Annotated in this window: 20 protein-coding genes and 1 pseudogene; 10 read left to right on the top strand and 11 right to left on the bottom strand. The window is 68.3% G+C overall.

Going from position 1 to position 21,432, the window contains the following annotated elements:
- Nucleotides 1–247 precede the first annotated feature (247 nt).
- The 3 genes from BC793_RS18835 to BC793_RS18845 all read right to left on the bottom strand — a co-directional run bounded on the left by BC793_RS18835 (nucleotide 248) and on the right by BC793_RS18845 (nucleotide 2,873).
- Entirely contained in the window at nucleotides 248–1,729 is a 1,482-nt protein-coding gene (locus BC793_RS18835) for a cellulase family glycosylhydrolase (RefSeq protein WP_109593922.1), read from the bottom strand.
- 108 nt (nucleotides 1,730–1,837) lie between these two features.
- Nucleotides 1,838–2,143 carry a hypothetical protein gene (locus BC793_RS18840; RefSeq protein WP_109593924.1) on the bottom strand — a complete coding sequence of 102 codons (306 nt, stop codon included), beginning with the start codon at nucleotides 2,141–2,143 and terminating at the stop codon, nucleotides 1,838–1,840.
- Nucleotides 2,144–2,171: 28 nt separating this feature from the next.
- Nucleotides 2,172–2,873 carry a hypothetical protein gene (locus BC793_RS18845; protein ID WP_109593925.1) on the bottom strand — a complete coding sequence of 234 codons (702 nt, stop codon included), beginning with the start codon at nucleotides 2,871–2,873 and terminating at the stop codon, nucleotides 2,172–2,174.
- Nucleotides 2,874–3,085: 212 nt separating this feature from the next.
- Between BC793_RS18845 and BC793_RS18850 the strand changes: the two genes are divergently transcribed.
- Genes BC793_RS18850 through BC793_RS51385 form a run of 4 tightly spaced genes read left to right on the top strand, consistent with a single transcriptional unit; the run spans nucleotide 3,086 to nucleotide 5,915 of the window.
- Nucleotides 3,086–3,496 carry a hypothetical protein gene (locus BC793_RS18850; protein WP_109593927.1) on the top strand — a complete coding sequence of 137 codons (411 nt, stop codon included), beginning with the start codon at nucleotides 3,086–3,088 and terminating at the stop codon, nucleotides 3,494–3,496.
- 10 nt (nucleotides 3,497–3,506) lie between these two features.
- Nucleotides 3,507–4,544: a hypothetical protein gene (locus BC793_RS18855; protein WP_109593929.1), complete on the top strand. Its 1,038-nt coding sequence runs from the start codon at nucleotides 3,507–3,509 to the stop codon at nucleotides 4,542–4,544.
- Between the two features lie 22 nt (nucleotides 4,545–4,566).
- Nucleotides 4,567–5,103: a hypothetical protein gene (locus BC793_RS18860; protein ID WP_109593931.1), complete on the top strand. Its 537-nt coding sequence runs from the start codon at nucleotides 4,567–4,569 to the stop codon at nucleotides 5,101–5,103.
- Entirely contained in the window at nucleotides 5,100–5,915 is an 816-nt protein-coding gene (locus BC793_RS51385) for a hypothetical protein (protein WP_109593933.1), read from the top strand. Before BC793_RS18860 ends, BC793_RS51385 begins: the two co-directional genes overlap by 4 nt.
- 95 nt (nucleotides 5,916–6,010) lie before the next feature.
- On the opposite strand, the pseudogene BC793_RS52675 reads toward BC793_RS51385, so the two are convergent.
- From BC793_RS52675 to BC793_RS18880, 4 genes and pseudogenes are all read right to left on the bottom strand, one after another.
- Nucleotides 6,011–6,241, bottom strand: a pseudogene (locus BC793_RS52675) (hypothetical protein); the annotation flags it as partial.
- 130 nt (nucleotides 6,242–6,371) lie between these two features.
- Nucleotides 6,372–6,503 (bottom strand): hypothetical protein, encoded by a 132-nt coding sequence (locus BC793_RS52300; protein WP_275416189.1) that lies wholly within the window; start codon nucleotides 6,501–6,503, stop codon nucleotides 6,372–6,374.
- Nucleotides 6,504–6,525: 22 nt separating this feature from the next.
- The gene (locus tag BC793_RS18875) at nucleotides 6,526–7,362 is read right to left on the bottom strand and encodes an SGNH/GDSL hydrolase family protein (RefSeq protein WP_158319301.1); all 837 of its coding nucleotides are present in this window, start codon (nucleotides 7,360–7,362) and stop codon (nucleotides 6,526–6,528) included.
- A 127-nt stretch (nucleotides 7,363–7,489) separates the two neighbouring features.
- Nucleotides 7,490–7,780: a CoA-binding protein gene (locus BC793_RS18880; protein ID WP_239170061.1), complete on the bottom strand. Its 291-nt coding sequence runs from the start codon at nucleotides 7,778–7,780 to the stop codon at nucleotides 7,490–7,492.
- On the opposite strand from BC793_RS18880, the gene BC793_RS18885 reads away from it, so the two are divergent.
- Nucleotides 7,779–8,417 carry a hypothetical protein gene (locus tag BC793_RS18885; RefSeq protein WP_203896243.1) on the top strand — a complete coding sequence of 213 codons (639 nt, stop codon included), beginning with the start codon at nucleotides 7,779–7,781 and terminating at the stop codon, nucleotides 8,415–8,417. The two genes, BC793_RS18880 and BC793_RS18885, sit on opposite strands and share 2 nt — an antisense overlap.
- Here the strand turns inward: BC793_RS18885 and BC793_RS52305 are convergent.
- Nucleotides 8,360–10,555, bottom strand: a complete 2,196-nt coding sequence (locus BC793_RS52305; protein ID WP_109593936.1) for a rhamnogalacturonan lyase — start codon at nucleotides 10,553–10,555, stop codon at nucleotides 8,360–8,362. The two genes, BC793_RS18885 and BC793_RS52305, sit on opposite strands and share 58 nt — an antisense overlap.
- 247 nt (nucleotides 10,556–10,802) lie before the next feature.
- Here BC793_RS52305 and BC793_RS50625 point away from each other — a divergent pair, with 247 nt between their 5' ends.
- Nucleotides 10,803–13,142, top strand: coding sequence for an alpha-glucuronidase (locus BC793_RS50625; RefSeq protein ID WP_249037382.1), 2,340 nt, complete (start codon nucleotides 10,803–10,805; stop codon nucleotides 13,140–13,142).
- A 168-nt stretch (nucleotides 13,143–13,310) separates the two neighbouring features.
- On the opposite strand, the gene BC793_RS18900 is transcribed toward BC793_RS50625, so the two are convergent.
- Nucleotides 13,311–15,536: an ATP-binding protein gene (locus BC793_RS18900; protein ID WP_158319302.1), complete on the bottom strand. Its 2,226-nt coding sequence runs from the start codon at nucleotides 15,534–15,536 to the stop codon at nucleotides 13,311–13,313.
- Nucleotides 15,537–15,800: 264 nt separating this feature from the next.
- On the opposite strand from BC793_RS18900, the gene BC793_RS48885 reads away from it, so the two are divergent.
- Nucleotides 15,801–17,123 carry an SET domain-containing protein gene (locus BC793_RS48885; RefSeq protein ID WP_146246332.1) on the top strand — a complete coding sequence of 441 codons (1,323 nt, stop codon included), beginning with the start codon at nucleotides 15,801–15,803 and terminating at the stop codon, nucleotides 17,121–17,123.
- Between the two features lie 5 nt (nucleotides 17,124–17,128).
- Nucleotides 17,129–18,088, top strand: coding sequence for a serine hydrolase (locus BC793_RS18910; RefSeq protein ID WP_239170060.1), 960 nt, complete (start codon nucleotides 17,129–17,131; stop codon nucleotides 18,086–18,088).
- Between the two features lie 441 nt (nucleotides 18,089–18,529).
- Here the strand turns inward: BC793_RS18910 and BC793_RS18915 are convergent, their stop codons facing one another.
- Both BC793_RS18915 and BC793_RS18920 read right to left on the bottom strand, forming a co-directional pair.
- Nucleotides 18,530–18,796 carry a beta-galactosidase trimerization domain-containing protein gene (locus BC793_RS18915; protein ID WP_211340640.1) on the bottom strand — a complete coding sequence of 89 codons (267 nt, stop codon included), beginning with the start codon at nucleotides 18,794–18,796 and terminating at the stop codon, nucleotides 18,530–18,532.
- A 66-nt stretch (nucleotides 18,797–18,862) separates the two neighbouring features.
- Complete coding sequence (locus BC793_RS18920; RefSeq protein ID WP_109593946.1) at nucleotides 18,863–19,858, bottom strand: aldo/keto reductase; 996 nt, start codon at nucleotides 19,856–19,858, stop codon at nucleotides 18,863–18,865.
- A gap of 101 nt (nucleotides 19,859–19,959) precedes the next feature.
- Between BC793_RS18920 and BC793_RS18925 the strand changes: the two genes are divergently transcribed.
- Both BC793_RS18925 and BC793_RS18930 read left to right on the top strand, forming a co-directional pair.
- Entirely contained in the window at nucleotides 19,960–20,817 is an 858-nt protein-coding gene (locus BC793_RS18925) for a helix-turn-helix transcriptional regulator (RefSeq protein WP_109593948.1), read from the top strand.
- A gap of 39 nt (nucleotides 20,818–20,856) precedes the next feature.
- Nucleotides 20,857–21,414: a hypothetical protein gene (locus BC793_RS18930; protein WP_109593949.1), complete on the top strand. Its 558-nt coding sequence runs from the start codon at nucleotides 20,857–20,859 to the stop codon at nucleotides 21,412–21,414.
- The last annotated feature ends 18 nt before the right edge of the window (nucleotides 21,415–21,432 follow it).

The raw sequence follows: 21,432 nt of genomic DNA on the forward strand, positions 1-21,432 counted from the left end.
CCGGCGCGGGGGCCGGAACTCGGCATCGGACCCGCGGCGCCGGATCGGAATCACGACACCGTCCCGGTCGGGCTTTCCGGCCGGTGGCGGGTCGACGGGTTCGAGGGGCTCGGTGATGGGCACCATGGCGGGCCTTTCCGGGAGAGCGGTGAACGGCCATCATGCCCTCCGGGTACGACATCTCCCACCGCGACGCCGGCACCGGCGGAGACCGGTGCCGGCCGTGGTCGTGCTCACCGGGAGACACTCAGGAGATCGCGACGTCGTCGAACCAGACGGTGCCCCGGTTGTCACCGGACTTCAGGTGCAGCTGGACACCGGCCGCGCCGCGCGGGGCGACCGTCTCGACGACGAGCTTCGTCCAGCCGGTGGTGCCCTGCGGCAGCCGGTTCGAGCTGTGCTGGGTGATCCACCGGCCGTTGCCGTCGAACCAGCTCAGCGTGATCTCGGTGATGCCGGTCGCGGACGCGCCCCGGGCGTACGCCTCGGCCCGCCACCGGTGCCCGGCCTGCACCGGCGTGATCGGCGAGGTGACCAGCGACGGCAGGCCCGCCGAGGTGCGCGTGGTCCCGGCGAACCGGGCCGCCGCCTGACCGGTACGGGCGACGCCGGTGGTGATCCTGCCGCCGCCCGCCTTCGGCAGGTTCTGCCGCCACGGCGAGTCCGGCGGAGGCGCCTCGAAACCGAGGTTGAGCACCGAGTTCGGGGTGGCGCCGGTGGTCCAGGCGCCCTTGACCACGGCGGCCGCCGCCTTCGGGGAGCCGTCGGTGCGGTGCAGTCCGAACCGGTACTGGGCCGGCTTCTCCGACACCGCCGAGTGGGCCGGGATCGCGCCGGGCACGAAATCGGTGAGCGTCCACGGCGACACCGAGCGCACACCGGCCTCGCGGGCCGCCCGGAACACCCGGGCCAGGAACGCCGCCTGCTCGCCCTCGCTGTCGGTGGCGCTGCTCAGACCGGTCTCACCGATCACGATCGGCGACGGCGACACCGCGGCCTGCGCCTTGCGGATCTCCGCGAGCGACCGCTCGGAGCTGCCGTAGAAGTGGAAGTCGTAGTAGTCCAGGGGAGTGGCGGCCAGCGCCTTCTTGATCTTCGCCAGGCCGGGGGCGCCGGTCTGGCCGTCCACCGACAGGGTCAGCGGCATCGCCGGAGCGACCGCCCGGACCGCCGGGATCACCCGGCGCACCCACGCCACGGCCGCGGCGTCACCGGGCTGGAACTCGTTCTTCAACTCGACGGCGATCACCCGCGGATCGTTGGCGTACGGTGCCAGCACGGCCTTCGCCCAGTTGATGCTCCGGCCGACCTCGGTGTAGCCGTCCCACCAGTCGAACAGGGTCAGCTTCACCGTCATCCGGTGCTTCGCGGCGATGCCGATGAAGGTGCTGAGGCGCTCGGCGTACCCGCTGAGGGGTTTGGGGTAACCGAAAGCCTGCGGGAAGACGATGACCCGCACGTTGTCGGCGCCCAGCGCGGCGGCCTTCGCCAGGTCCGCCTCGATCCGCTTCGCGTCGAACTCGGTCCACATCGACGACCAGGCGGCGTTCGACGGGTAGTAGTTGATGCTCTTGGCCACCCGCACCGACGCGAGCCGGCCGGTCAGGGTCGGCAGGGCGGCCGAGGACACCCCGGTCGCGGAGTCGGCCGTGGCCGGCGCCGGGGGAGCCACCATGCCGAGGGTGAGCGCGGAGGCCAGGACGGCCGCGCGGAAGCGTGCGCTGCGCATGAAGGGGTAGGCCTCTCTCGCGGATGCGGAATGGCCTACTGATCGGCGTGCGACGGCGCTGACGGCAGAGCGGGTGGAGGGCGAAGGTGTTGCGTTTCGGTCGCCGGGTCAGGCGCCGGTTGCCATCCGGATCAGCGCGTTGCCACCCAGGAGCAGAACGTCCGCGCCGGCGACGAACGCCATGCCGCGCTTCAGCAGTTGCGCGGCCTGCTCCGAAACCCCGGCGGCGAAACCGCGCACCACCAGGATGATCGCGCACACCACCAGCGGGACCCCGGCGATCAGGAGCAGGCCGACCTGCCACGGTGTGTCGCCGCCGGCCACCAGCAGGCCGATCAGCACGGCCGGCAGGATGCCGAAGAACAGGACGGCGAGTACGGCGTACCAGCGCAGGGGTGCGATCGTGTTGCTCACGGCGCAGATCGTAGCCGGGCTCCCGGGGTCAGCCGGCGTCGCCGCACTCGGGGGTCTGCACGGTGGGCTCGTTCTTGACGATCCGGGCGGCGGCGAGATCCGCGGGGCTCCAGACGTCGTGGGCGCGGGCCGGTCGCGGTGCGAGCCGGTGGTTCGTACGCTCCCAGCCCTTGCCGCCGACGAAGAAGTCCATCCGCGCGGTTCGCCACAGCTGCACGTCGAGGAGTTGGGCGGGGCGGCCCATCCGCTGCCACGCCGCCTGGAGGGCGTCGCGCTGCACCCAGATCTTCATCTGGTGGCACGGCGGGATCGTCGCGATGTGGACCTGCGGCCGGCGGCTGTCCTCGTCTCCGGTGGAGTGCAGCACCACGTCGGTCACCGGCAGCGACGACATGTTGCGGATCATCATCCGGGTCACGTGCTTACGGGGGTCCGGCTTGTCGGTGTAGGGCCCGGACTCCCAGAACGTCACCAGCGAGGACCAGCGCTGCTCGTCACGCTCCAGCGCGCGTGTGTTCAGCCGCTGCTGATCCCGCATCAGCTGCTGCTGGTCCTGGTAGGTGGTCAGCGCGATCACCCCGCTCGGAACGGCCAGGGCGACCAGCAGCAGGTTCACCCACACCTGCCGGACCTGCGTCCGCACCTCCAGCCGGCGCAGTTCATCGGCGGGTACGGCACGACGGCGGATGACGCGGACCCGGGCTTTCGTCGCCGGCAACTTGAAGAGCACGCCCAGAAGAATGAGACTTCACCCGAAATTTCCGGATGTTTAACACGCTGGTGTCCCTCTTCAGGGTCATCCCGGCACACCGCGCCGGATACCACCGGCCGGGTTCCTTCACCATCTGCGGATTCCCGCGTCCTGCGGCCGGTGGATCGAACCACATCCGGGTCCGCTGCTGTTGTTACGGTCGTATCCGGCTTCGCGGGGGAGGCTCCACCATGGTCGATGAGATGCAGGGCGCCGTGTTCGGCGGTCCGCTGGAACGGCTGCGCCAGGCCGCGCGGGTCGACCTGCCCCGCCTGGCGGACGAGTACGCGCAGATCCGCAACGCGTGCGAGACCACGTCCAGTTATGACGACAAGTTCGACAGGCCCGCCTACTTCGGGCCGCCGGCGCTCAAAGGCGCCTGGGTTCAGCTGCGCGACATCGTCTGGGCCGCCACCGGGGAGACCGGCGAGAACCTGTGGGAGCTGTCCCAGGGGCTGGAGGCCGCGCTCAACAGGTTCGTCCACGAGGACACCGTGGCGGGCGCCGAGATGCTCGAGGTCCGGGACCGGATGCAGGGTGACACGTCCCAGGCCAACGACGAGTGGACGGTCGGCTACGACGGCGGTTCCTACCCGCGATAGGGGTGGCACGATGGCGGAGTTCCCGCAGAGTCTCGAATACGCGATCAGCAGCCTCGTCAACACGCTGGTCTACAAGATCATGACCCGTGAGGGTGATACCGACGCTCTGGAGGAGTTCGTCCAGGTCACCGGAATCCCCTACGTCAGTGACGTCACGGTCCGGGACTACGCCACGCAGAAGGCCAAGGAGATCTGGGGCCCCTACATGGAGCTTCCGGTGCCCTCGTCCTTCGACCCGGCGATCGAGGCCCTGGCCGGCGCGCATCACCGGCTCACCAACACCGGAGTGACCAGCATCGAGGACGCCGAGGCCTTCAGTCTGGATGCGCTGATCCCGGACTTCATGACGGACTTCAGTGTCAACCAGGCCGGCTGGCGTGGCGCGACGATCGACGCCGTCCGCAGCGGCTACCTCGATCGATGGGGTGGGATGGTGTTCCTCCAGGCCAACACCATCGCCCTGCTCTGGCTGGTGCTGCGCGGATACCAGGAACAGGTACGGCAGGCACAGAACGACGTTGTCAAACTCGTGAACCTCGCCGAGCAGGTGATCGAGGCGTACGACCCGTCGTCGATGTGCGGATCCACCGACAGCAAGAACCTCACCTTCAACATCGCCATCGGTGTGCTGGGTGTGCTGTCCGCGGGCGCCGGCGCCGCCGGAATGGCCGTCACCTCCATCGTCTCCGCCGTCGGCGGGGCTGTCCTCGGAGTGGCCAAAGACAAGTACGAACCGGACGCACCCCCGGACTCGGACATCGGGGGCGACAGTGTGGCCGCGATCTGGCAGAGCATTCTCAACGCGACCGACAGGTTGCGCCAGCAGTTCGAAGCGTCGGAGCGGGAACTCCACGACATCATCGAGGGCTTCCACAGCGGAGTCGTCAACGGAAGCATCCGGCTCGGAAAGTCCGACCGTGGTGGGAAGGTGACCGTTCCGGCGCTGGAAGCGCTCCGGTCGAAGCCGCTGGGCCCGGGCACCACCGGCGTGGAACGACCGTACGTGGGTTCGGCCAGCCCGGATCCGGCACATTCCCCGGAATACTGATCCAAGATCGGGAGGCGAGAAGATGGCTGCCATCGCAGACGATCTCCGGGCGATAGTCGTCACGGCGACCTCACCTGACGGGCGTATCGAGGGCCGGATGGAGTCGCTCGAGTACATCACGTTGCGCTTCTTGTCCGACAGCTACGAGCAGTACTATCGGCGCCGCGACGCCGAGTCGCTGGCACATCAACTGGGTCGCGGTGCGACGCTGATGGCCACGGCTTACCAGAGGGCCCGGCGGGCGGTCATGCTCACACACAGCTTCGAGCGTTACAGCTCCCTGAGGCCCCCGTTCTCGTCCCGGCATCGTGAGTACCTCGAGCGTGGCGCGGAGATCAGGTCTCGCGGCGGTTCCCCGGACCGGGAGATCCAGGTGACGGCGGTCGCCCTCATGGAATACCACGTGATCATCACGCCCGATGTGCTGGACCGCCACGAAGAGCGGGGATTCCTGCAACTGGCGGATGCCGCGATGAACGACCTCCGAGCGGACCATCGGCGGGCACACACGGCACTGCGACATGAGCTGTACCTGAAGTACAAGGACAGGGAACGGTGAAGGTCCGGGGACTTCCGCGGCGGCGCCTTCTCGTCGCCGTGCTCGGCGCGGCTGTGACCGTCGGCATGACCGCGAGCTGCACCGGGCCATCCGGCGACACCGACCCACCCGGCCCGTCGCCGAGCCCTGACCCGTCGATGTTGCAGGACGACCTCGCTGACGGGATCGCCGTCGAAGACCGCGGCTTCTCCACCTTCCCGGTACCGGGCGGCAGCGACACCGGGCGCATCATCGGTGCGGCGGCGGTCATCCGGAACACGACGGACCGGCCGATGAGAGTCCATGTCAGGTACCGGTTCGTGGACGCCACAGGGCATGGATGGCGATCCGACGAGCTCGACGATTGGGCGGCGGTCGTCAGCGCGGGCTGGGCCTATCTGCCGCCGGGGCAGTCGGTCGAACTCGGGGATGGCGAGCAGATCGACGCGGCTGAGGCGGCCCGGGTCGCGCGGATCGTGCTCTACGTCAACGGTGAGGGAACGCCGACGACAAAGGCGTCCGTGCTGCTGCGCGCGAAAATCGACAAGTTGCTGCCCCGGCCCGCAGGCGGCGGGTGGGACTACGTGTCCTTCGATGTGGAAAGCAGCCTGTACAGATTCCGAGAGCCGAACTACGTCATGGTGTTCCGCTCTCCCGACGGGCGCCTGATCGGTGGGTGGTTCGTCGATCGCGCCCACTGGGTCGACATCGAGAAGTCGCTGCCGGAGGGCGAGACCGACGAGTACCGCAGTGGCACCAGCCGGCACACCCTGCCCACCCTGCTCCCACCCGGGATCCGGCCGGGCGACGTCACCATGTATCTGTGGCCGTGACCGGCCACGGCCGGCTCGTCGGCGTGGGCCGGGAAGACCTTTCCGGTGAGCAGCTCGTGCACGGCCGGGTCGTCGTCGAGGCAACCGTCGGACAGGACGGTCAGCCGGTAGCCGAGGTCGGCGGCCTGGCGCAACGTGGACAGGACCACCCCGCTGGTCGCGATACCGGTCAGGATCAGGTGGCCGATCCGCTCGTCCGTGCCCGGCGCGACAGCAGGAAGCCCCGGATCTCGTCTCTGACACTCACCGCCCGGCCATAGGACGGCCGGTTCCGGCTCCGGGAGGAACTGGCGCTGCCGGAAGGAGGGGGGTGCCCGCCCCGGCACGGGGATCCGGGGCGGACCAGCTCAGCATCCTCCCGTCCGGCCCCGGCGGCGGTGAGGCACACGGGTGCGTTTTCCCTGGCCGAACGGGTGACAGCCGTCTCCGTGTGGGCGGTGCGGTGGTCCGTGGGCGTCAGGTGCCGGCGCGGACGACGACGGTGGACGGTGCCGGGGTGACGTCGTCGACCGGCAGGCCGAGGACGGCGCGGCCCGCGCGTGGTCGTGACCCTCCCGTGACGGCCGCGGCCGGCGGGTGACGGGTCACCCGCCGGCGGAAGGACCTTGTGTCAGGCCCGGTCGGTCAGGCCGCTGCCGGCGACGGCCGGCAGGTAGCCGCGGGCCTGGCCGGTCGCGGTCGGGTGCAGCACCCGGTCGTCGCGCATGCCCTCGGCGCCGACCAGCCACGGCTTGCGGCTGCACAGGCCGTGGGCGGCGAAGCCCGGCTGGACGTCGACGTAGCGGACCCGGTTGCGGTTGGCGGCCGCGGCGATCGCCGCGTTCAGGCGGCTGACCACCTGGTTGGCGCGCACGCGCATCCGGGCGGTCACCGGCACGGCCGGGCACTGCCGGCTCTTCGCGAACGGCAGCGGATAGCCGGTGACGATCACGCGGGCGTTCGGCGCGGCGGTGGTGACGGTACGCAGCATGCGGTTCAGATCGCGCGGCAGCGCGGTGACCAGCCGGCGGTTGATCGTCAGGGTGCCGTCCTGGCAGGCGACCGCCGAGAACCGGTTCATGCACGACTCCAGCAGCTGCTTGAGCGGGAGGTCGTTGGCGCCGGCCGTGATGGTGACCAGCCCGGTCCGCGGGCTGAGCGCGGAGGACTGGCGGATCACGTCGGCGGTGGTGGCGCCGACACACGCGGCGTTGCGCACCGCGATGCCGCCGTGTGCCTCCCGCGCCAGCAGCGCCGGGTAGGCGGCCGCGCTCCGGCCGCACGCGTCACTGGTGGGCGCGGCACCGAAACCGGCGGCGTAGGAGTCGCCGAGTGCGACGTACTGGAGCGGGGACGGCGCGACGGACACCGCCACGGCGGTCGCGGGGGCGGCCCAGGCGGTCGCGGTCAGTGCGACGGTCGCGCAGACGGCGACGACGCGATGGAAGATCGCGGTGGGATACGACATGACAGTTCTCCGTAGGAATGCGGTGTGTGCGGTGAACCGGGGAGGGTTCATAACGGACAAACGCACCGTACGGGAAAAGGTCCCCCTATTCAGGCAGGCTGTAGCCGCGGTCCCGCGCGGCGGCGTGTCACTGCAGGCCGCCCCGTACCGACGTGATCCGGGACGTGTTGAAACCGAGCCAGTGCATCCGCCCCACGTAGCGGGCGTGTTCGACCTTCAGGCAGCGGTCCATGACCACGGTCAGGCCGCCCGCCTCGGCGATGTCCGCCCCCTCCTGGTTGATCACCCCGAACTGGGTCCACAGCGCACCCGCGCCGACCGCCACCGCCTCGGTCGCGATCTGTGGCAGCGCACCGGCCGCCGAGTTGCGGGCGGCCGGCCGGCACGTGGTGCTCGCGGTGGGGGAGCACACCCGCATGCCGCGCCGGCACCGTGACCGTGACGTGCTGTGGTGGATGCACGAGTCCGGGCTCTGGGCGCAGCGGTACGACGAGGTCGACGATCTCGACCGGGCCCGGCGGCTGCCGTCGCCCCAGCTCGCCGGTGGTGCCGAGGTCGACCTCAACACACTGACCGCGGCCGGGGTCGAGCTGGTCGGCCGGCTGGCCGCGGTGCGTGACGGATGGGCGCTGTTCTCCGGCGGGCTGCGCAACGTGTGCTCGCTCGCCGACCTCAAGGCGAACCGGATGCTGGCCGGGTTCGACGAGTGGGCCGGACTGACCGACCGGGTCGTGCTCGAACCGACCCGGGTACCGGACCGGCCGCGGCTGCGACTCGATCTCCACGGTGGTGAGATCGGCACGATCGTGTGGGCGACCGGGTTCCGGCCCGACTACTCCTGGCTGGACGTTCCGGTCGTCGACGAGAAGGGCCGGTTGCGCCACGACGGCGGCGTGACCGGCGTTCCCGGGCTGTACGCCCTGGGCCTGCCGGTACTACGCCGCCGCCGGTCCACGTTCCTGCACGGCATCGAGGACGACGCCCGCTACGTCGTCGATCACCTGGTCCGGACGTTGAGCGGCACCTTCGACCAGTCGGTGTCCGAGGCAAGGTAGAAACTCGGGTACGACGGCTGGTTGTAGGTGGTCTGCTGACGGGCCACCTCGACCCGGTACTGCGGGTCGTGCATCAGCGTGTACAGCTTGTGGCCGGTCACCTCGGTGCTCAGGTAGATCCGGATCGCCGAACTGTCGGCGGTCCGGACCAGCAACTCCTCACGCCAGTCACCGAGGACGTCGGCGACCAGACCCGGGTTGCCCTTGGTGCCGTTGTTCGTCAGGGTCCCGTCGGCGGTCAGCAGCCGGCCCCGGGTCCAGTCGTCGATCGTCGGTGTGACGTCCTGCGCCCCGTTGACGATCTGCGTGGTCAGGTCGGCCGCCCACCGGATGCTCGCGTTCGTGCCGGGGATCGTGCCGGTCAGCACCTCGCCGGTGGCGCTGTGCAGGCCGAGCGCCTCGGAGCCGCCGGGCATGCTCGCCCACGACTCGATGCCCCGGGTGCCCGGCAGCACGTCACCGATCATGCCGCGGCCGGTGTCCCGCCCCGAGTACGTCCCGAACAGCACCTCGCCGGTCTTCGCGTCCCGCATCGCCATGCCGTACGGGGCCGAGGTGCCACCCTCGTGCACCGTGAAGATCTCCAGACCCGGCCGGTCCGGATCGATGTCGGTCACGTGCATGGCGTCGCCGTGACCGAGCCGCGCCCGCTCCCCGGTGGGCAGGGCGCCGAACGAGGAGTACAGCAGGTCACCGTCGTCGTCGATGGTGGCCCCGCCGTAGACGATCTCCTGCCTGCCGTCGCCGTCCACGTCGGCCGCGCTGAGGGAGTGGAAGCCCTGCGTGGTGAGCTTGCCGTACTGCGCCGACGTCCCGTCCCGCCCGTGCGGGGAGTCGTTGAACGGGTTCGTCATCGGCGTCCAGCCCGAGTCCACATACCAGTCCTCGACCAGCTTGCGGCCCGTCCACCGGTAGGAGACCAGCGTCGTGCGGGTGTAGTAGCCGCGGGCGAACACCGCCGACGGGTGCCTGCCGTCCAGGTAGGCCACCCCGGCCAGGAACCGGTCCACCCGGTTGCCCGGCTCGATCCGGGGCATCGCGTAGTCGCCCCACATCAGCCCGTCGTCGTGCCGGCCCGGCTTGTACTCGATGGTCTGCAACTCACGGCCGGTCGCACCCTCGAAGACGGTCAGGTACTCCGGGCCGTCGACGATGAAGCCCTCGAACGCCCGCAGGTTGTTACGGGCACTGCGGGACGGCGCGTAGACGTCCATGAAGTAGTCGGTCAGCTTCTCGGCGTCGGCGCGGCTCAACGGGTACTGATACTGCGGGGTGATGCCGAACGCCTGCTCCAGCGTCGCCGGCCAGCGCCCCGCCACCACCTCCGGATGCCGGTGCCAGCCGAGGAACATCCGCACGACGTGCTCGTGGTATCCGGCGGCGCTCAACCGGTGGTCCTCGGTCGGGGCGTGACCGGGGGTCGTGATGTACCGCTCCCGGCCGTCCCGGATGGTCTTCGTGCCCGGGGCCGTCTTCAGCATCATCTCCGAGCGGCCGTCGCCGTCGAAGTCGTACACCAGGAACTGGGTGTAGTGCGCGCCGGCCCGGATGTTCACGCCCAGGTCGATGCGGTGCAGCAGCCTGCCGTCGGCGCGATAGGTGTCGATGTAGACCGGGCCGGTGTACCCGACCTGGGAGACGTCCTTGGAGTTGGACGGGTCCCACTTGACGATGTATTCGTACCGCCCGTCACCGTCCACGTCGCCGACGCTCAGGTCGTTCGCCGAGTAGGTGTAGGCGGGACCGTCCGCCGGCTTCTGCAGCGGCAACTCGGTGTGGTTCGCCGCCCAGGGCGTGACCGTCCGCGATCCACTGACCCGGTAGCGGGAGGTGGCGGTGCCGTCGCGGTCCAGGAAGTTGGTGCTGTCGGTGACCGTCGCGATCCGCCGGCCGTCCCGGTAGACCCCGAAGTTCGCCCCGGTCAGGCCGGTCGCCGAGGAGCCGGTGGCCTCGTTCGCCAGCAACCGCCAGCTCAGGAAGACACCCTCGCTGGTCGCGGCCGCGACCAGGCCGCGGTCGAGGCGTTCCATCTGCGGACCGCCGCGCGGTTTCGCGGCGACGGGTGACGCGGGCAGGGCGGCGGCCAGCACGGCGACCGCGACGCACGCTTTCCACAATCTTCCGGTACGGGGACTCATGCTCTTCGTTCCTCCCGAGGGGATGTGCGGTAGGAAAGCGCTTTCCAGCGAGTCTCCAACGGTGCGCCGGGCCCGTCAACGGTTACCGGCGTGTAAATGTATGGATCGTTTCAGCTGCGCTGGGGAGTGATGACGGCCGCCCTCTGCAAGATCATCTTGGAACCGTTCAAAACTCGGGCTCGACGTCCGGACATCAGATGACTTCAATGGGATGCGGCCCGTCATCCCCCGACCCGCCGGAGTCGCCGTGCCCGACACACCGTCCCCCACGATCCACCCGGCCTGGCTGCCGTCGTCGGCGTTCCGCGCCCTCGGGTCCCGCCGCGTCCGGATCGACGCCGCCGGCCCGCTCGCCGACACCGTCCGAGCCGAGGTCTCCCGGGCCTGCTCCCTCTTCGGCGGTGCCCTGGTAACGCCGGAAGCCCCGGCCGACCTGATCCTCACCACCGCCCCGGCCACCGCCCCTGCTGCCCCGGCCACCGCCCCTGCCGCCTCTGCCACCGCGCCCGCCGCGACCCTCGCCGCGTCCTCCGCCGCCCTCCCTGGCTCCGCCGCCGCCCTCCCTGGCTCCGCCGCCGCCCTCCCTGGCTCCGCCGCCGCCCTCCCTGGCTCCGCCGCCGTGCCCGCCGTGCCCGCCTTTGCCTCCGGCAGTGGGGAGGGCTATCGGCTGGGGCGGCGCGGTGCGGCCACGGTGGTGACCGCCGACGGTCCGGCCGGGTTGCTCTACGGCATGTTCGAGGTGGTCCGCCGGGGTGAGGCCGCCTTCGACCCGGCCCTGCCCGGCGAGCGGCACGAGCCGGCCTTCGGTCTGCGCGTCCTCGACCACTGGGACAACGTCGACGTGCACCCGGTGATGGGCCAGGTCGAACGCGGCTACGCCGGCGGTTCGCTCTTCTGGCGCGACGGAAGGCTCCGCGACGACCTGACCCGCGTCGGCGAATACGCCCGGTTGCTGGCGGCGTCCGGCGTCAACGCGGTCACCGTCAACAACGTCAACGTCCACGCGGGCGAGACCCACCTGCTGACCGACCGGCTCGGCGAGGTCGCGGCCATCGCGTCAACCCTGCGGCCGTACGCCATACGCGTCCACCTGGCGGTCAATTTCGCCGCCCCGGTGATCCTCGGCGACCTGCCGACCGCCGACCCCCTCGACGAACGCGTCCGCCGCTGGTGGTCGGACACCACCGACCGGGTGTTCGCGACGATCCCCGACTTCGGCGGCTACCTGGTGAAGGCCGACTCCGAAGGCCAGCCCGGCCCGTTCACCTACGGCCGCACCCACGCCGACGGCGCCGGCATGCTCGCCGCCGCCCTGGCACCCCACGGCGCGCCGGTCCGCTGGCGGGCGTTCGTCTACAACCACCACCAGGACTGGCGGGACCGGTCCACCGACCGTGCGCGGGCCGCCCACGACCACTTCGCCCCGCTCGACGGCCGGTTCGCCGACAACGTGATCCTCCAGGTCAAGCACGGGCCGATGGACTTCCAGACCCGCGAGCCGGTGTCGCCGGTGCTGTTCGCGATGCCGAGGACCCGCCTGGCTCTGGAACTCCAGGTCACCCAGGAGTACACCGGCCAGCAGAGACACCTCTGCTACCTGCCCCCGATGTGGAGCGGGATCCTCGGCTTCCGCGCCACCGGCGACAACGCCCCGACCCTGGCGGCCATGCTCTCCGGCGCCCCCGGATCGCCTGCTGCCGCCGGATCGCCTGCTGCCCCCGGATCGCCGGCCGCCCCGGGACTACCGGCCGCTGCCGGATCGCCGGTCGTCCAGCAACAGCCGGCCGCTGCCGGACCGTCGGCCGCCGCCTCGGGTGCCGGTCTCGGGGGAGCGGCCTCCGGCCGTACCTCTGGGGGAGGGGTCTTGTCGGCCGTTTCCAACGTGGGTGATGACCCCTTCTGGACCGGGCACCCGTTGGCGCAGGCCAACCTGTATGCCGTCGGCCGACTCGCCTGGAGGCCCGACCGTGACCCCACGGAGATCCTCGACGAGTGGATCACCCTGACCTTCTCCGACGCCCCGGACCGGCTCCGGCGGACGCTGCACACGCTGATGGACGACTCGTGGCAGACGTATGAGCAGTACACGGCTCCGCTAGGGGTCGGTTTCATGGTCCGCCCCGGCCACCACTACGGCCCCGACGTGGACGGCTACGAGTACACCCCGTGGGGCACCTACCACTTCGCCGACCGCGACGGCGTGGGTGTCGACCGCACCGTCGCCACCGGTACGGGTTTCACCGCCCAGTACCCCGCCCCGTGGTCGGACCGTTACGAGTCCCGGGACACCTGCCCGGACGAGCTGCTCCTGTTCTTCCACCACGTCCCGTACACGCACGTGCTGCGCAGTGGCGTCACCGTCATCCAGCACATCTACGACACCCGTTTCGCCGGCGCCCGGCGGGTCGCCGAGATGCGGTCGCAGTGGCGGGAGATGGCCGACCTGGTGGACCCGGCCGTGCACGCCCGCGTGACCGAGCGCCTCGCCGAGCAACTCCGCAGCGCCGAGGAGTGGCGCGACCAGGTCAACACCTACTTCTACCGGAAGTCCGGCATCCCCGACGCGAAGGGCCGCCCCATCCACTGACGCGGCGCGCCGGGCCGAAATCGATTGATGGAATGAGCGTAAGTAGTAGCCGTCTTGCATGACGGTCGCGTGGGACGTGGGCGACTCGGTGGCCTTGCCCCGCGGATGAGGTCGGCGTCGGCGGCCAGTAGAGAAAGTGTGTGACTCCTCGGCAGGAAGGCATGCACCTCATAACCTCTTGCCGAGTCCCTTGGCCCACCTGATCGGACGTGGGAATCGAGCACCTCGGAGATCTTCTAAGCGCTGCAGCAGCTTCTCAGCGCCAGGCAAGCCCAGATCCCTTTTGATCTTCAAAGCATGTCGCCATGATTCTGCGGCACGGCCATGCTCGCCCATCGTGACGAAGACCGCCCCCAGATACTCAAGGGTGGCGGCCTCAGCCGGAAGGTTTCCAATCTCGGCATACATCGCGACAGCCCGGCGGTACGACTCCACGGAGGCCGCCAAGTCTCCCAGGCCTCGATAGGCGTGTCCCAAACTGTCCAGCGTGTCGGCCTGGCCTTGCCGGTCGCCTATCTGCCGGAGCATCCCGAGGGCCTTGTCGCAGTGTTCCACGGCTTCTCGGTGACGGCCGAGAAGGGTGAGCGCCCACCCGACGGCGTTGATCCCCCGGCCTTCGCCGCTTGCATCCTTGCCCGTCTCATACCTCGGCAAGGCCAGCTGGGTCAGCTCTAGAGCCTCAGCGTATCGTCCTAGCTCCTCCTCCAGCAGCGCCAGGTTGTGATAACACAACGCTTGTTCGTTCTTGTCACCGGAGGAATTAGCCAGCTCCAGCGCTCCGAGGAAGCGTGTCCGAGCGTCGTCGTAGGCGCCGACTTTCATCTTTGCCCGGCCCAGCCAACGTAGTGTGATGGCCAGTCCGAGTTTGCTATTGCCGCGCGCGGCGGCTTCATTGGCAACCTGCATGGCCTCGCCGAGAGGCCCCCAATGGAGGTTGCGGTCGATTGAATCACCGACGGCCCAGGCAAGCTGCCAGGCGTGGTCGTTCAAGTCGGCACGGGCGGCCAGATCGATGACTTCGAGGAGAAGAAGGTAATGGTGGTCGAGCCAGGAGGCGGCATCGTCAAAGCCGCGGAACTCCTCAGACTTAACCCGGTGGATGTTATTGACAAGCCTTATCTGTTTTCTTAATGGGTTTATCGCTGCTGCCGCAGCATGGGAACTCCGCAGGTAATAGTCGACGAGCCGACGTGTGGCGGCGGTTCCGGTTGCGTGATCGTCGGTAGTCGAACGGAGCAAAGTCGCGTAGTCACGGAGCAGGTCATGGAAGGCGTACTCGCCTTGGCCGTGCTCGCTTACCAGATAGTTGGCAGCGAGTTCGTCGAGCGCGGCGGCGGAGTCCTCTACGCTTTTTCCCAACAGGCTCGCCGCCGCCCGCAACGAAAAGGGTGTCGACGGGTGGAAGCTCAGGAGCCGGAAGGCTGTTGCAGTGGAGGCGGAGAGCTGCTCGTAGGACCACTCGAACACGAACGTCGGCGCCCCGCCGTCCGCTTGGCGGATGTCGCGGATGATGCTCTCGCGTGAACGTCGCAACTGGTCCACCATTCCGCCGAGCGGAACGTCCGGCATTGTAGCGGCGGTTGCAGAGACAATGCTCAAGGCAAGCGGGAGGTTGCCGCATATGCTGACTATGTCCTCGACCGCGCCCGGATTCGCTGCAACGATTTTCGCGGTGAGATGGCTGCGGATCAGGTCGAATGCCTCCAAGTCGGAGAGCACGTCGAGGGCGATCGTAGTGGAATTGGCAAGGTCAGGCATGCGGTTGCGGCTTGTGATGATGACAAAGCTGCCCGGCGTGTCCGGTATGAGTGGCTCAACCTGATCCCTGTCTCGAGCGTTGTCAAGAACAATGAGAATCCGTTTCTTCCACAGCAGGCCGAGGTAGGCCTGCTGAAGCATCGGCAGGTCTGAACTGTCAACCGGCTTCTTGATTCCGAATGCGTCGAGGAAAGATGCCATGACATCTATCGGACTCATCGGAGATCCGGGGCCGAATCCGCGAAGGTCTACATACAACCGTCCGTCCGGGAATCGGTCGCCGATAGAATGAGCCCAGTGGATGGCCATCGACGTCTTTCCAACTCCGCCCATGCCCTCCAGAGAGGAGATTACCATTGTTTCAGTGCTGTCCGACCGCTCGAGTTCGACAGTAAGGCGGCGCAGTTCGTCCACACGACCGACGAAGTGGTCGGGCGCGGCCGGCAACATGTCGGGTGCCTTGTCCGTCGTGGAGCCTGAGACCTGGGCCGCGTCACGGTCGGATCGGATGCGCGTGGCTGACCGGCGAAGCGCTATCTCTGCCGCCGTAGCTATCACACCACCTACCACGACGATCGCGACACCGAGGAGGTACTGACCCTGCTGGACGACGACTCCGGCGATTCCGGCCGTCACGACGCTCGCTCCGGCCATCGTCGGGCCGCTGACAGCTCGCAAGCGGCCCTTCGGGCCACTGCGGGCGGTCGGCTCGTCGCCTTGCTCGGCGTGCACCATCGACATCGCCTCCAGAGCCGCTGGAATAGATTCCATGCACTCGCGGCGCAATTTTAGCAGTCGATGCAAAATGATACGCCGAGCGCTATGGAGTGGCGTGAGGATCCAGGAGGATATCAGCTATGGTTCCGGCTCCGAGTCGTGAAGTGGAAGGAAATGACGTTCATGCGTGAGTTCCTCCCGGCGGAAATCGATGCCAGTTGTAACGCTGTTCACCTCTCAGAGTTCGACGAAAGAGTGATAGATGACTACGTTTCGTGGCGTACGGCACCGATTTTCCCCCGGCGGGGACGGATGGCCTGGCATATTCTTGAACGGCCCACCGGATGCTCTTCTGGGCAAGTGTACGAAGCCGCGAAGATCAAAGGCGTCGGTGTGTTCGATCCAGAGGACGAAACTCGCGGACGTGATCCGATCACCTCAGGGACCTTTTCTTCCGCGACGCCGCCGACCACTCAGCCATTGACCTCGTTTATGACCTACCCACATCTCGGATTCCGCCCAGACGGCCGGTTCGCCGTTGTCCACGGAGCAGCTGCTCCTGTCGGAGGGATTACGCTGTCCAAGGCTCGCCGGGAGTTCGATGCCGCGCATGCGTTGTTGAATGCCGGGGTGCCAGCCATTGCGCCACTACGTGTCTACCGGTATCCCGATCTGGTATTTCGCGGTGAATCTATGGGGGTGGCCGTCAGCGCGGCTCCCGACCGGCTTCCATGGCGCCTTTCGGAGGCGCAGCAGGGAGTAGCGCTTCATCCGGGTAAGAATTCCTCCCGCGACCTCTACTACCATCGACTGCTCGAAGCATTCGGAATCATCGGCGATCCTAGCGCAGAGGATACTAGGGTCCGGCTCATCTGCGCGTTGGCGCGTCAGGTGGGAGAACGTATCCGGCAATACTCGATGGCCGGCTTATTTCGCTATTCAGCGGAGTTCAGTAACTTCGAGTTCGACTTCCGCCATCGTAGGGTTGTATTGACCGATTTGGATTCGGCCGAGTTTATTGAAACGGCCAGCATCGAAACGCGGCGACTGGAAGTAATGCGCGACTTCGCCTCCGGGATGTATCACTTGGCAGCGAAGTTTGCCGCCCCGACAGCGCTCGGCCGATTCTCGGTTCCGATGTTGCTCAAGCATGATCCGTTGGCACATTATGCCAGTGGCTACTTCGGCGTAGCGGAGCCGAATAGATGGCAAACGCTCACGTTCAGGCTTTGGAACGCTTTCTTGCCGCACTTCAATTTGATCAACACGGTAGGGGCCGTCCGCGGCGACAAGTGGGGGCAAGCGGAGAGGCGTAGCTATAAGATGGATCATCATCTCTTCTTTATCCTCGTGTTCTGCGAGTTCGCCGAATCCTTCACTCGGTATGGCGACAGTTTGCCGGGATATGCGCCGGATCCGGACCGCTTGATCCTTAATGCCGAGTCATTTCTAGGGTTCCGCTTCGGATATCTTTCCCATCTGCGATCGATTCGGGTAGCATTGTGAACGTGATGGACGTAGGCGGCGGTGAGGCAGGTGGGCGTGCCCGGCTCGAGGTGCCCAGGATTGCCGTTCCTGAGGGCTTGGCCGTGCAGTTGTCGCGGATCGCGCCGCCGTGGTCCGAATTCGGTTTCGCTGCAATCGTCGACGGTCGAAATTCTTTCTCGATCGAATCGGACGGGCTTCGGCTGTTGTCTGCCGCAAGTCTCGCAAAACTTTTCATTGCGGGCGAGGCCTTCCGTCGGATCGGCAGCGGAGATCTGAGATTTGAAACGCAGGTTCCGATTGAGGCCTCGAACCGGGTTGGCGACCCTAATGGGCTCGATCCTACGCGCCGAGATGATCTCCTTGTTGCGGCGGATTCGGCTACGGTCAGATTACTGTTGAGCCAGATGCTAAATGCCAGTAGTAATACGGCGGCCAATGTTCTGATCGACCTGCTGGAGCGAGCGCAGGTCAACAGCGAGACGGTGGCCCGGTTTGGCTGGACCGGCAGTCAGGTTACTCGAAAATACCTTCCGCGCCATCTCGAGTCCGCCGGACATCAGGTGGCTCCGCCGACATTGACGTGCCCCCGACATATTTCAGAACTGCTCTACTTGGCATCCCGTGGAAGCTTGAACGGTGCGACTTTCGACCGAATACTGATTTCACACCTCTTGAATGGAGTGCGTCACAGGCGGTCTCTGGCGGGCGATTCCCTCGCAGTTGCCTCCCGCTATTTTCATAAGATCGGGTCGTTGGAAGGCCGCGACCGGCGCGGTAATCTGATTCGTTGGCAACATGAAGCCGGCGTGCTGCAGCGCGGGGCCACTGTGGTGGTTCTGTGCGTCATGAGCTGTTACCGCCCTCCCTCTCGTCAGCATTACTTCCCTCTGCCTGAGATGCAGCGGGCCATATTCGACGGAGTACTGCTACTCGAGGGATCCCAGAAAGTCGGACCGAGAAACGAGCCCTCACGAAGTCTCTGAACCCCGGATCCGTCGACGGCTTCCGCGGAGCGTGCGACGAACGCATGAGGCCAGCAGTAAGATCGGCGGCGCACGGGTGACGGCGGGACCTTCGAGAAAGAACGGATCAAGATCGGTGCTGCGGCGTCAGTAGCCAGCGTCGCCGGTGTGGACGGAGTTCGTGAGTGCAGCGCCGCGCGAACGCAGGACTGCCAACAAACTGGACTGTTCCGCCGCGGCCAGATCACCGGTCGGGTGACTGGACATGCGGTGCTTGCTGTGGGAGAGCCCTTAGTGCGGGAGCCATTTGGCCGCGCGCCCGACGCACGGCCTTGAAGAGCGAGCGACCGTTTGCGGTAGAAGGCGACTGCCTTGGGACCAAGCGTCCGGATCGGGTGGCTGGAGAGCAGGTCGGTGCGGGTGCAGGCGGACGGCGGTCTCCACGTCCGGCAGGGCGGCGCATCAGCCGAGCAGTCCGTGCCCGGACAAGATCTCGTGGACTACCGCGGTGACACCGGCGTCCTCCACAACGGTCCCCACGTGCCAGGCGTCACGGGCGCCCCAGGCGTTACGGGTGACGGCCGCGCTGCCGGCGTAGCAGTCGGCGCCGTAGGTTCCGACGACCTCGGCGCCCTCCGGGATAACGAGTTCGACCAGCAACCGGGACTCGAACGTCGCGCTGACCATTGTCACCGGGCTGACGTGACTCCGCTGGCGAGACCAGATCAACACCTACTTCTTCCGCAAGTCCGGCATCCGACGCCCAGGGTCGCCCTATCCAATGAGCCCAGGATTTCAGTTGCCGACGCCGACCGTTGCCATCATGGCGGCGGGATAGCGGTCGCCGCGGGCCGCGCCGGCCGGGACGGCCTCCTCGATCCGGGCGAGGTCGTCCGCGGTGAGTGCCACGTCCAGGGCGGGCAGCGCCTCGGAGAGCCGCTCGCGGGTACGGGCGCCGGCCAGCGCGACGATGTCGGTGCCCTGCGCTGCGACCCAGGCGATGGCCAGCTGCGCCACCGTGCAGCCTTTCTCGTCGGCGACCCGGCGCAGGCCCTCGACCAAGGTCAGATTGTGCCGCCCGTTCTCGCCGGCGAAGCGCGGCAGCATGGCACGATGATCGCCGGCCCGCCCGGCGGCGGCATCCCAGTGGCCGGAGATCAGCCCCCGGCTCAGGACACCGTAGGCGGTCATCCCGATCCCCAGCTCGCGCAGCACCGGCAGCACCTCCGACTCCACCGCACGGGAGATCAGTGAGTACTCGATCTGCAGGTCGGCGATCGGGTGCACCGCATGCGCCCGGCGGATCGTCGCGGCGCCGACCTCGGACAGCCCGACGTGCCGCACGTATCCGGCGTCGACCATCTCCTTGATCGCACCGATTGTGTCCTCGATCGGCACCGACGGGTCCAGCCGGGCCGGGCGGTAGACGTCGACGTGATCGACGCTGAGCCGGGTCAGGGACCGGGCCAGCTGATTCTTCACCGCGGCCGGCCGGTTGTCCTGCCCGAGGAAGGCGCCGTCCGGTCCGACCAGCGCCCCGAACTTGACGCTCAGCACATACTCGTCGCGGCGCCGGCCGTGCAGCGCCTCGGCCAGCAGCATCTCGTTGTGCCCGCTGCCGTAGTGGTCGCTGGTGTCGATCAGGGTGATGCCCGCGTCCAGGGCGGCGTGCACGGTGGCGATGCTCTCCGTCCGGTCAGCCGGCCCGTACGCGCCGGAGGTCATGCCCATCGCGCCCAGTCCCAGCGCGGAGACGAGGGGCCCGGTCCTGCCGAGAGTTCGTTTCTGCATGCACCGAGCGTGCGCCGGTCCGCCCCGGCCCGGGAGAGGAGCGGTTGTCGTGGGAGCGGCGCTCCCTGGCTCGCGTGCGGTGGGCGGGGCAGCATGGGTCCATGCAGCGTGACGAGTTGGCCGACTTCCTGCGACGCCGTCGGGCCGCGATCCGCCCCGCCGACGTCGGGATCGCCGACGGGCCCCGCCGCCGCACGGCCGGTCTGCGCCGGGAGGAGGTGGCGATGCTCGCCGGCATGTCGGTTGACTACGTGGTACGGCTGGAGCAGGGCCGCAGCAGCCAGCCGTCGGCCCAGCTGCTCGCCGCTCTGGCCCGGGCGCTGCGCCTGTCCGAGGATGAGCGCGCCCATCTGTTCCGCCTGGCCGGTCACCAGCCTCCGCCCGCGGCCGGCCCGGCGGCCCTGGCCCGCGCCGGTCTGATCCGCATGCTGGACCTGCTCGGCGACACCCCGGCCATGGTCATCTCCGACCTGGGTGAGGTGCTGGCCCAGAACCGGATGTCGGTGCTGCTCAGCGGCGATCAGTCCGGTTTCGCCGGAGACCGCCGGTATCTGATCCACCGCTGGTTCACCGAGCCCGGCGCGCGTGCCGTGGCCGAACCCGGGGAGCAGGAACGTCATGCCCGGCAGCACGTGGCCGACCTGCGCGCGGTCGCCGGCCGTCGCGCCGGTGACCCGCTGGTCACCGGGCTGGTCGACCGGCTGCTGGCGGCGAGCGCCGACTTCCGGCGGCTGTGGGCGGAACACGAGGTCGCGCAGCGGCGTGCCGACCGCAAGACGTTCCGGCACCCGCGGGTCGGCCGGCTGACCATGGACTGCGAAACCCTGGTCACCCCGGACCTCGGCCAGAAACTGCTGGTGCTGACCCCGGCCGACGCCGAAGCCCGGGAACGCCTGGAACTGCTGCGTGTCCTCGGCGCCGAGGACTTCCCGGCCACCCACCACGCCGGGAGCGCATGACCCCGGTGAACCCGTGCGCGGGCGTTCTACCGTGATTGCGTGACCGAGAAGATGCCCGATCTCCCACAGGCGTACGAGCCTTCGCCGGTTCCCCTCGACGACTCTTCACCGGTTCCATCCGACGACATCCCGCCGGTTCCATCCGACGATCTTTCGCCGGCCACGTCCCGCCGTCGCGGCCGGACGGCCCCGGTCGTAGTGGCCGTCCTGCTGCTGGCGGCGGTGGCCTGGGCGGTCCTCTCGCCCGGACCGGACCGGAAGACGCCCACGACCGCCCCGCCGGGGGAGCGGGCGACCGCGACCACCCCGTCCGTGCAGTGGCTCGAGGCGCTGCCCGCCAGCGCTGAACGGCCCCGCCGGGTCGACACCGAGGGCGCCCCGACGTCGATCTACTTCGCGAACGACATCGACCAGAAGGTCACCGTCAACCGGCTCGACGGCGACGGGCAGCGGATCCGCTACTCCGAACTCGAGCCCGGGCAGGGTTACCACCAGCAGACCCACGCCGGCCACGTGTGGGTGATCGCCACGGCCGACGGGGCTGCCGTCGCGGTGTTCCGGGCAGTGGAGGCTCCCGGGCTGGCCGAGATCCGCTGAGCACCGCTCTTCACCGAC

Source organism: Actinoplanes xinjiangensis, assembly GCF_003148685.1.
GTDB classification, from domain to species: Bacteria; Actinomycetota; Actinomycetes; order Mycobacteriales; family Micromonosporaceae; genus Actinoplanes; species Actinoplanes xinjiangensis.

Coding starts and splice junctions, on each gene's coding strand:
- BC793_RS18835 (WP_109593922.1), bottom strand. CDS start 1,729: ATGCGCAGCGCACGCTTCCGCGCGGCCGTCCTGGCCTCCGCGCTCACC.
- BC793_RS18850 (WP_109593927.1), top strand. CDS start 3,086: ATGGTCGATGAGATGCAGGGCGCCGTGTTCGGCGGTCCGCTGGAACGG.
- BC793_RS18855 (WP_109593929.1), top strand. CDS start 3,507: ATGGCGGAGTTCCCGCAGAGTCTCGAATACGCGATCAGCAGCCTCGTC.
- BC793_RS18860 (WP_109593931.1), top strand. CDS start 4,567: ATGGCTGCCATCGCAGACGATCTCCGGGCGATAGTCGTCACGGCGACC.
- BC793_RS18875 (WP_158319301.1), bottom strand. CDS start 7,362: ATGTCGTATCCCACCGCGATCTTCCATCGCGTCGTCGCCGTCTGCGCG.
- BC793_RS18885 (WP_203896243.1), top strand. CDS start 7,779: ATGCCGCGCCGGCACCGTGACCGTGACGTGCTGTGGTGGATGCACGAG.
- BC793_RS18880 (WP_239170061.1), bottom strand. CDS start 7,780: ATGCGGGTGTGCTCCCCCACCGCGAGCACCACGTGCCGGCCGGCCGCC.
- BC793_RS52305 (WP_109593936.1), bottom strand. CDS start 10,555: ATGAGTCCCCGTACCGGAAGATTGTGGAAAGCGTGCGTCGCGGTCGCC.
- BC793_RS48885 (WP_146246332.1), top strand. CDS start 15,801: ATGCGTGAGTTCCTCCCGGCGGAAATCGATGCCAGTTGTAACGCTGTT.
- BC793_RS18910 (WP_239170060.1), top strand. CDS start 17,129: ATGGACGTAGGCGGCGGTGAGGCAGGTGGGCGTGCCCGGCTCGAGGTG.
- BC793_RS18920 (WP_109593946.1), bottom strand. CDS start 19,858: ATGCAGAAACGAACTCTCGGCAGGACCGGGCCCCTCGTCTCCGCGCTG.
- BC793_RS18925 (WP_109593948.1), top strand. CDS start 19,960: ATGCAGCGTGACGAGTTGGCCGACTTCCTGCGACGCCGTCGGGCCGCG.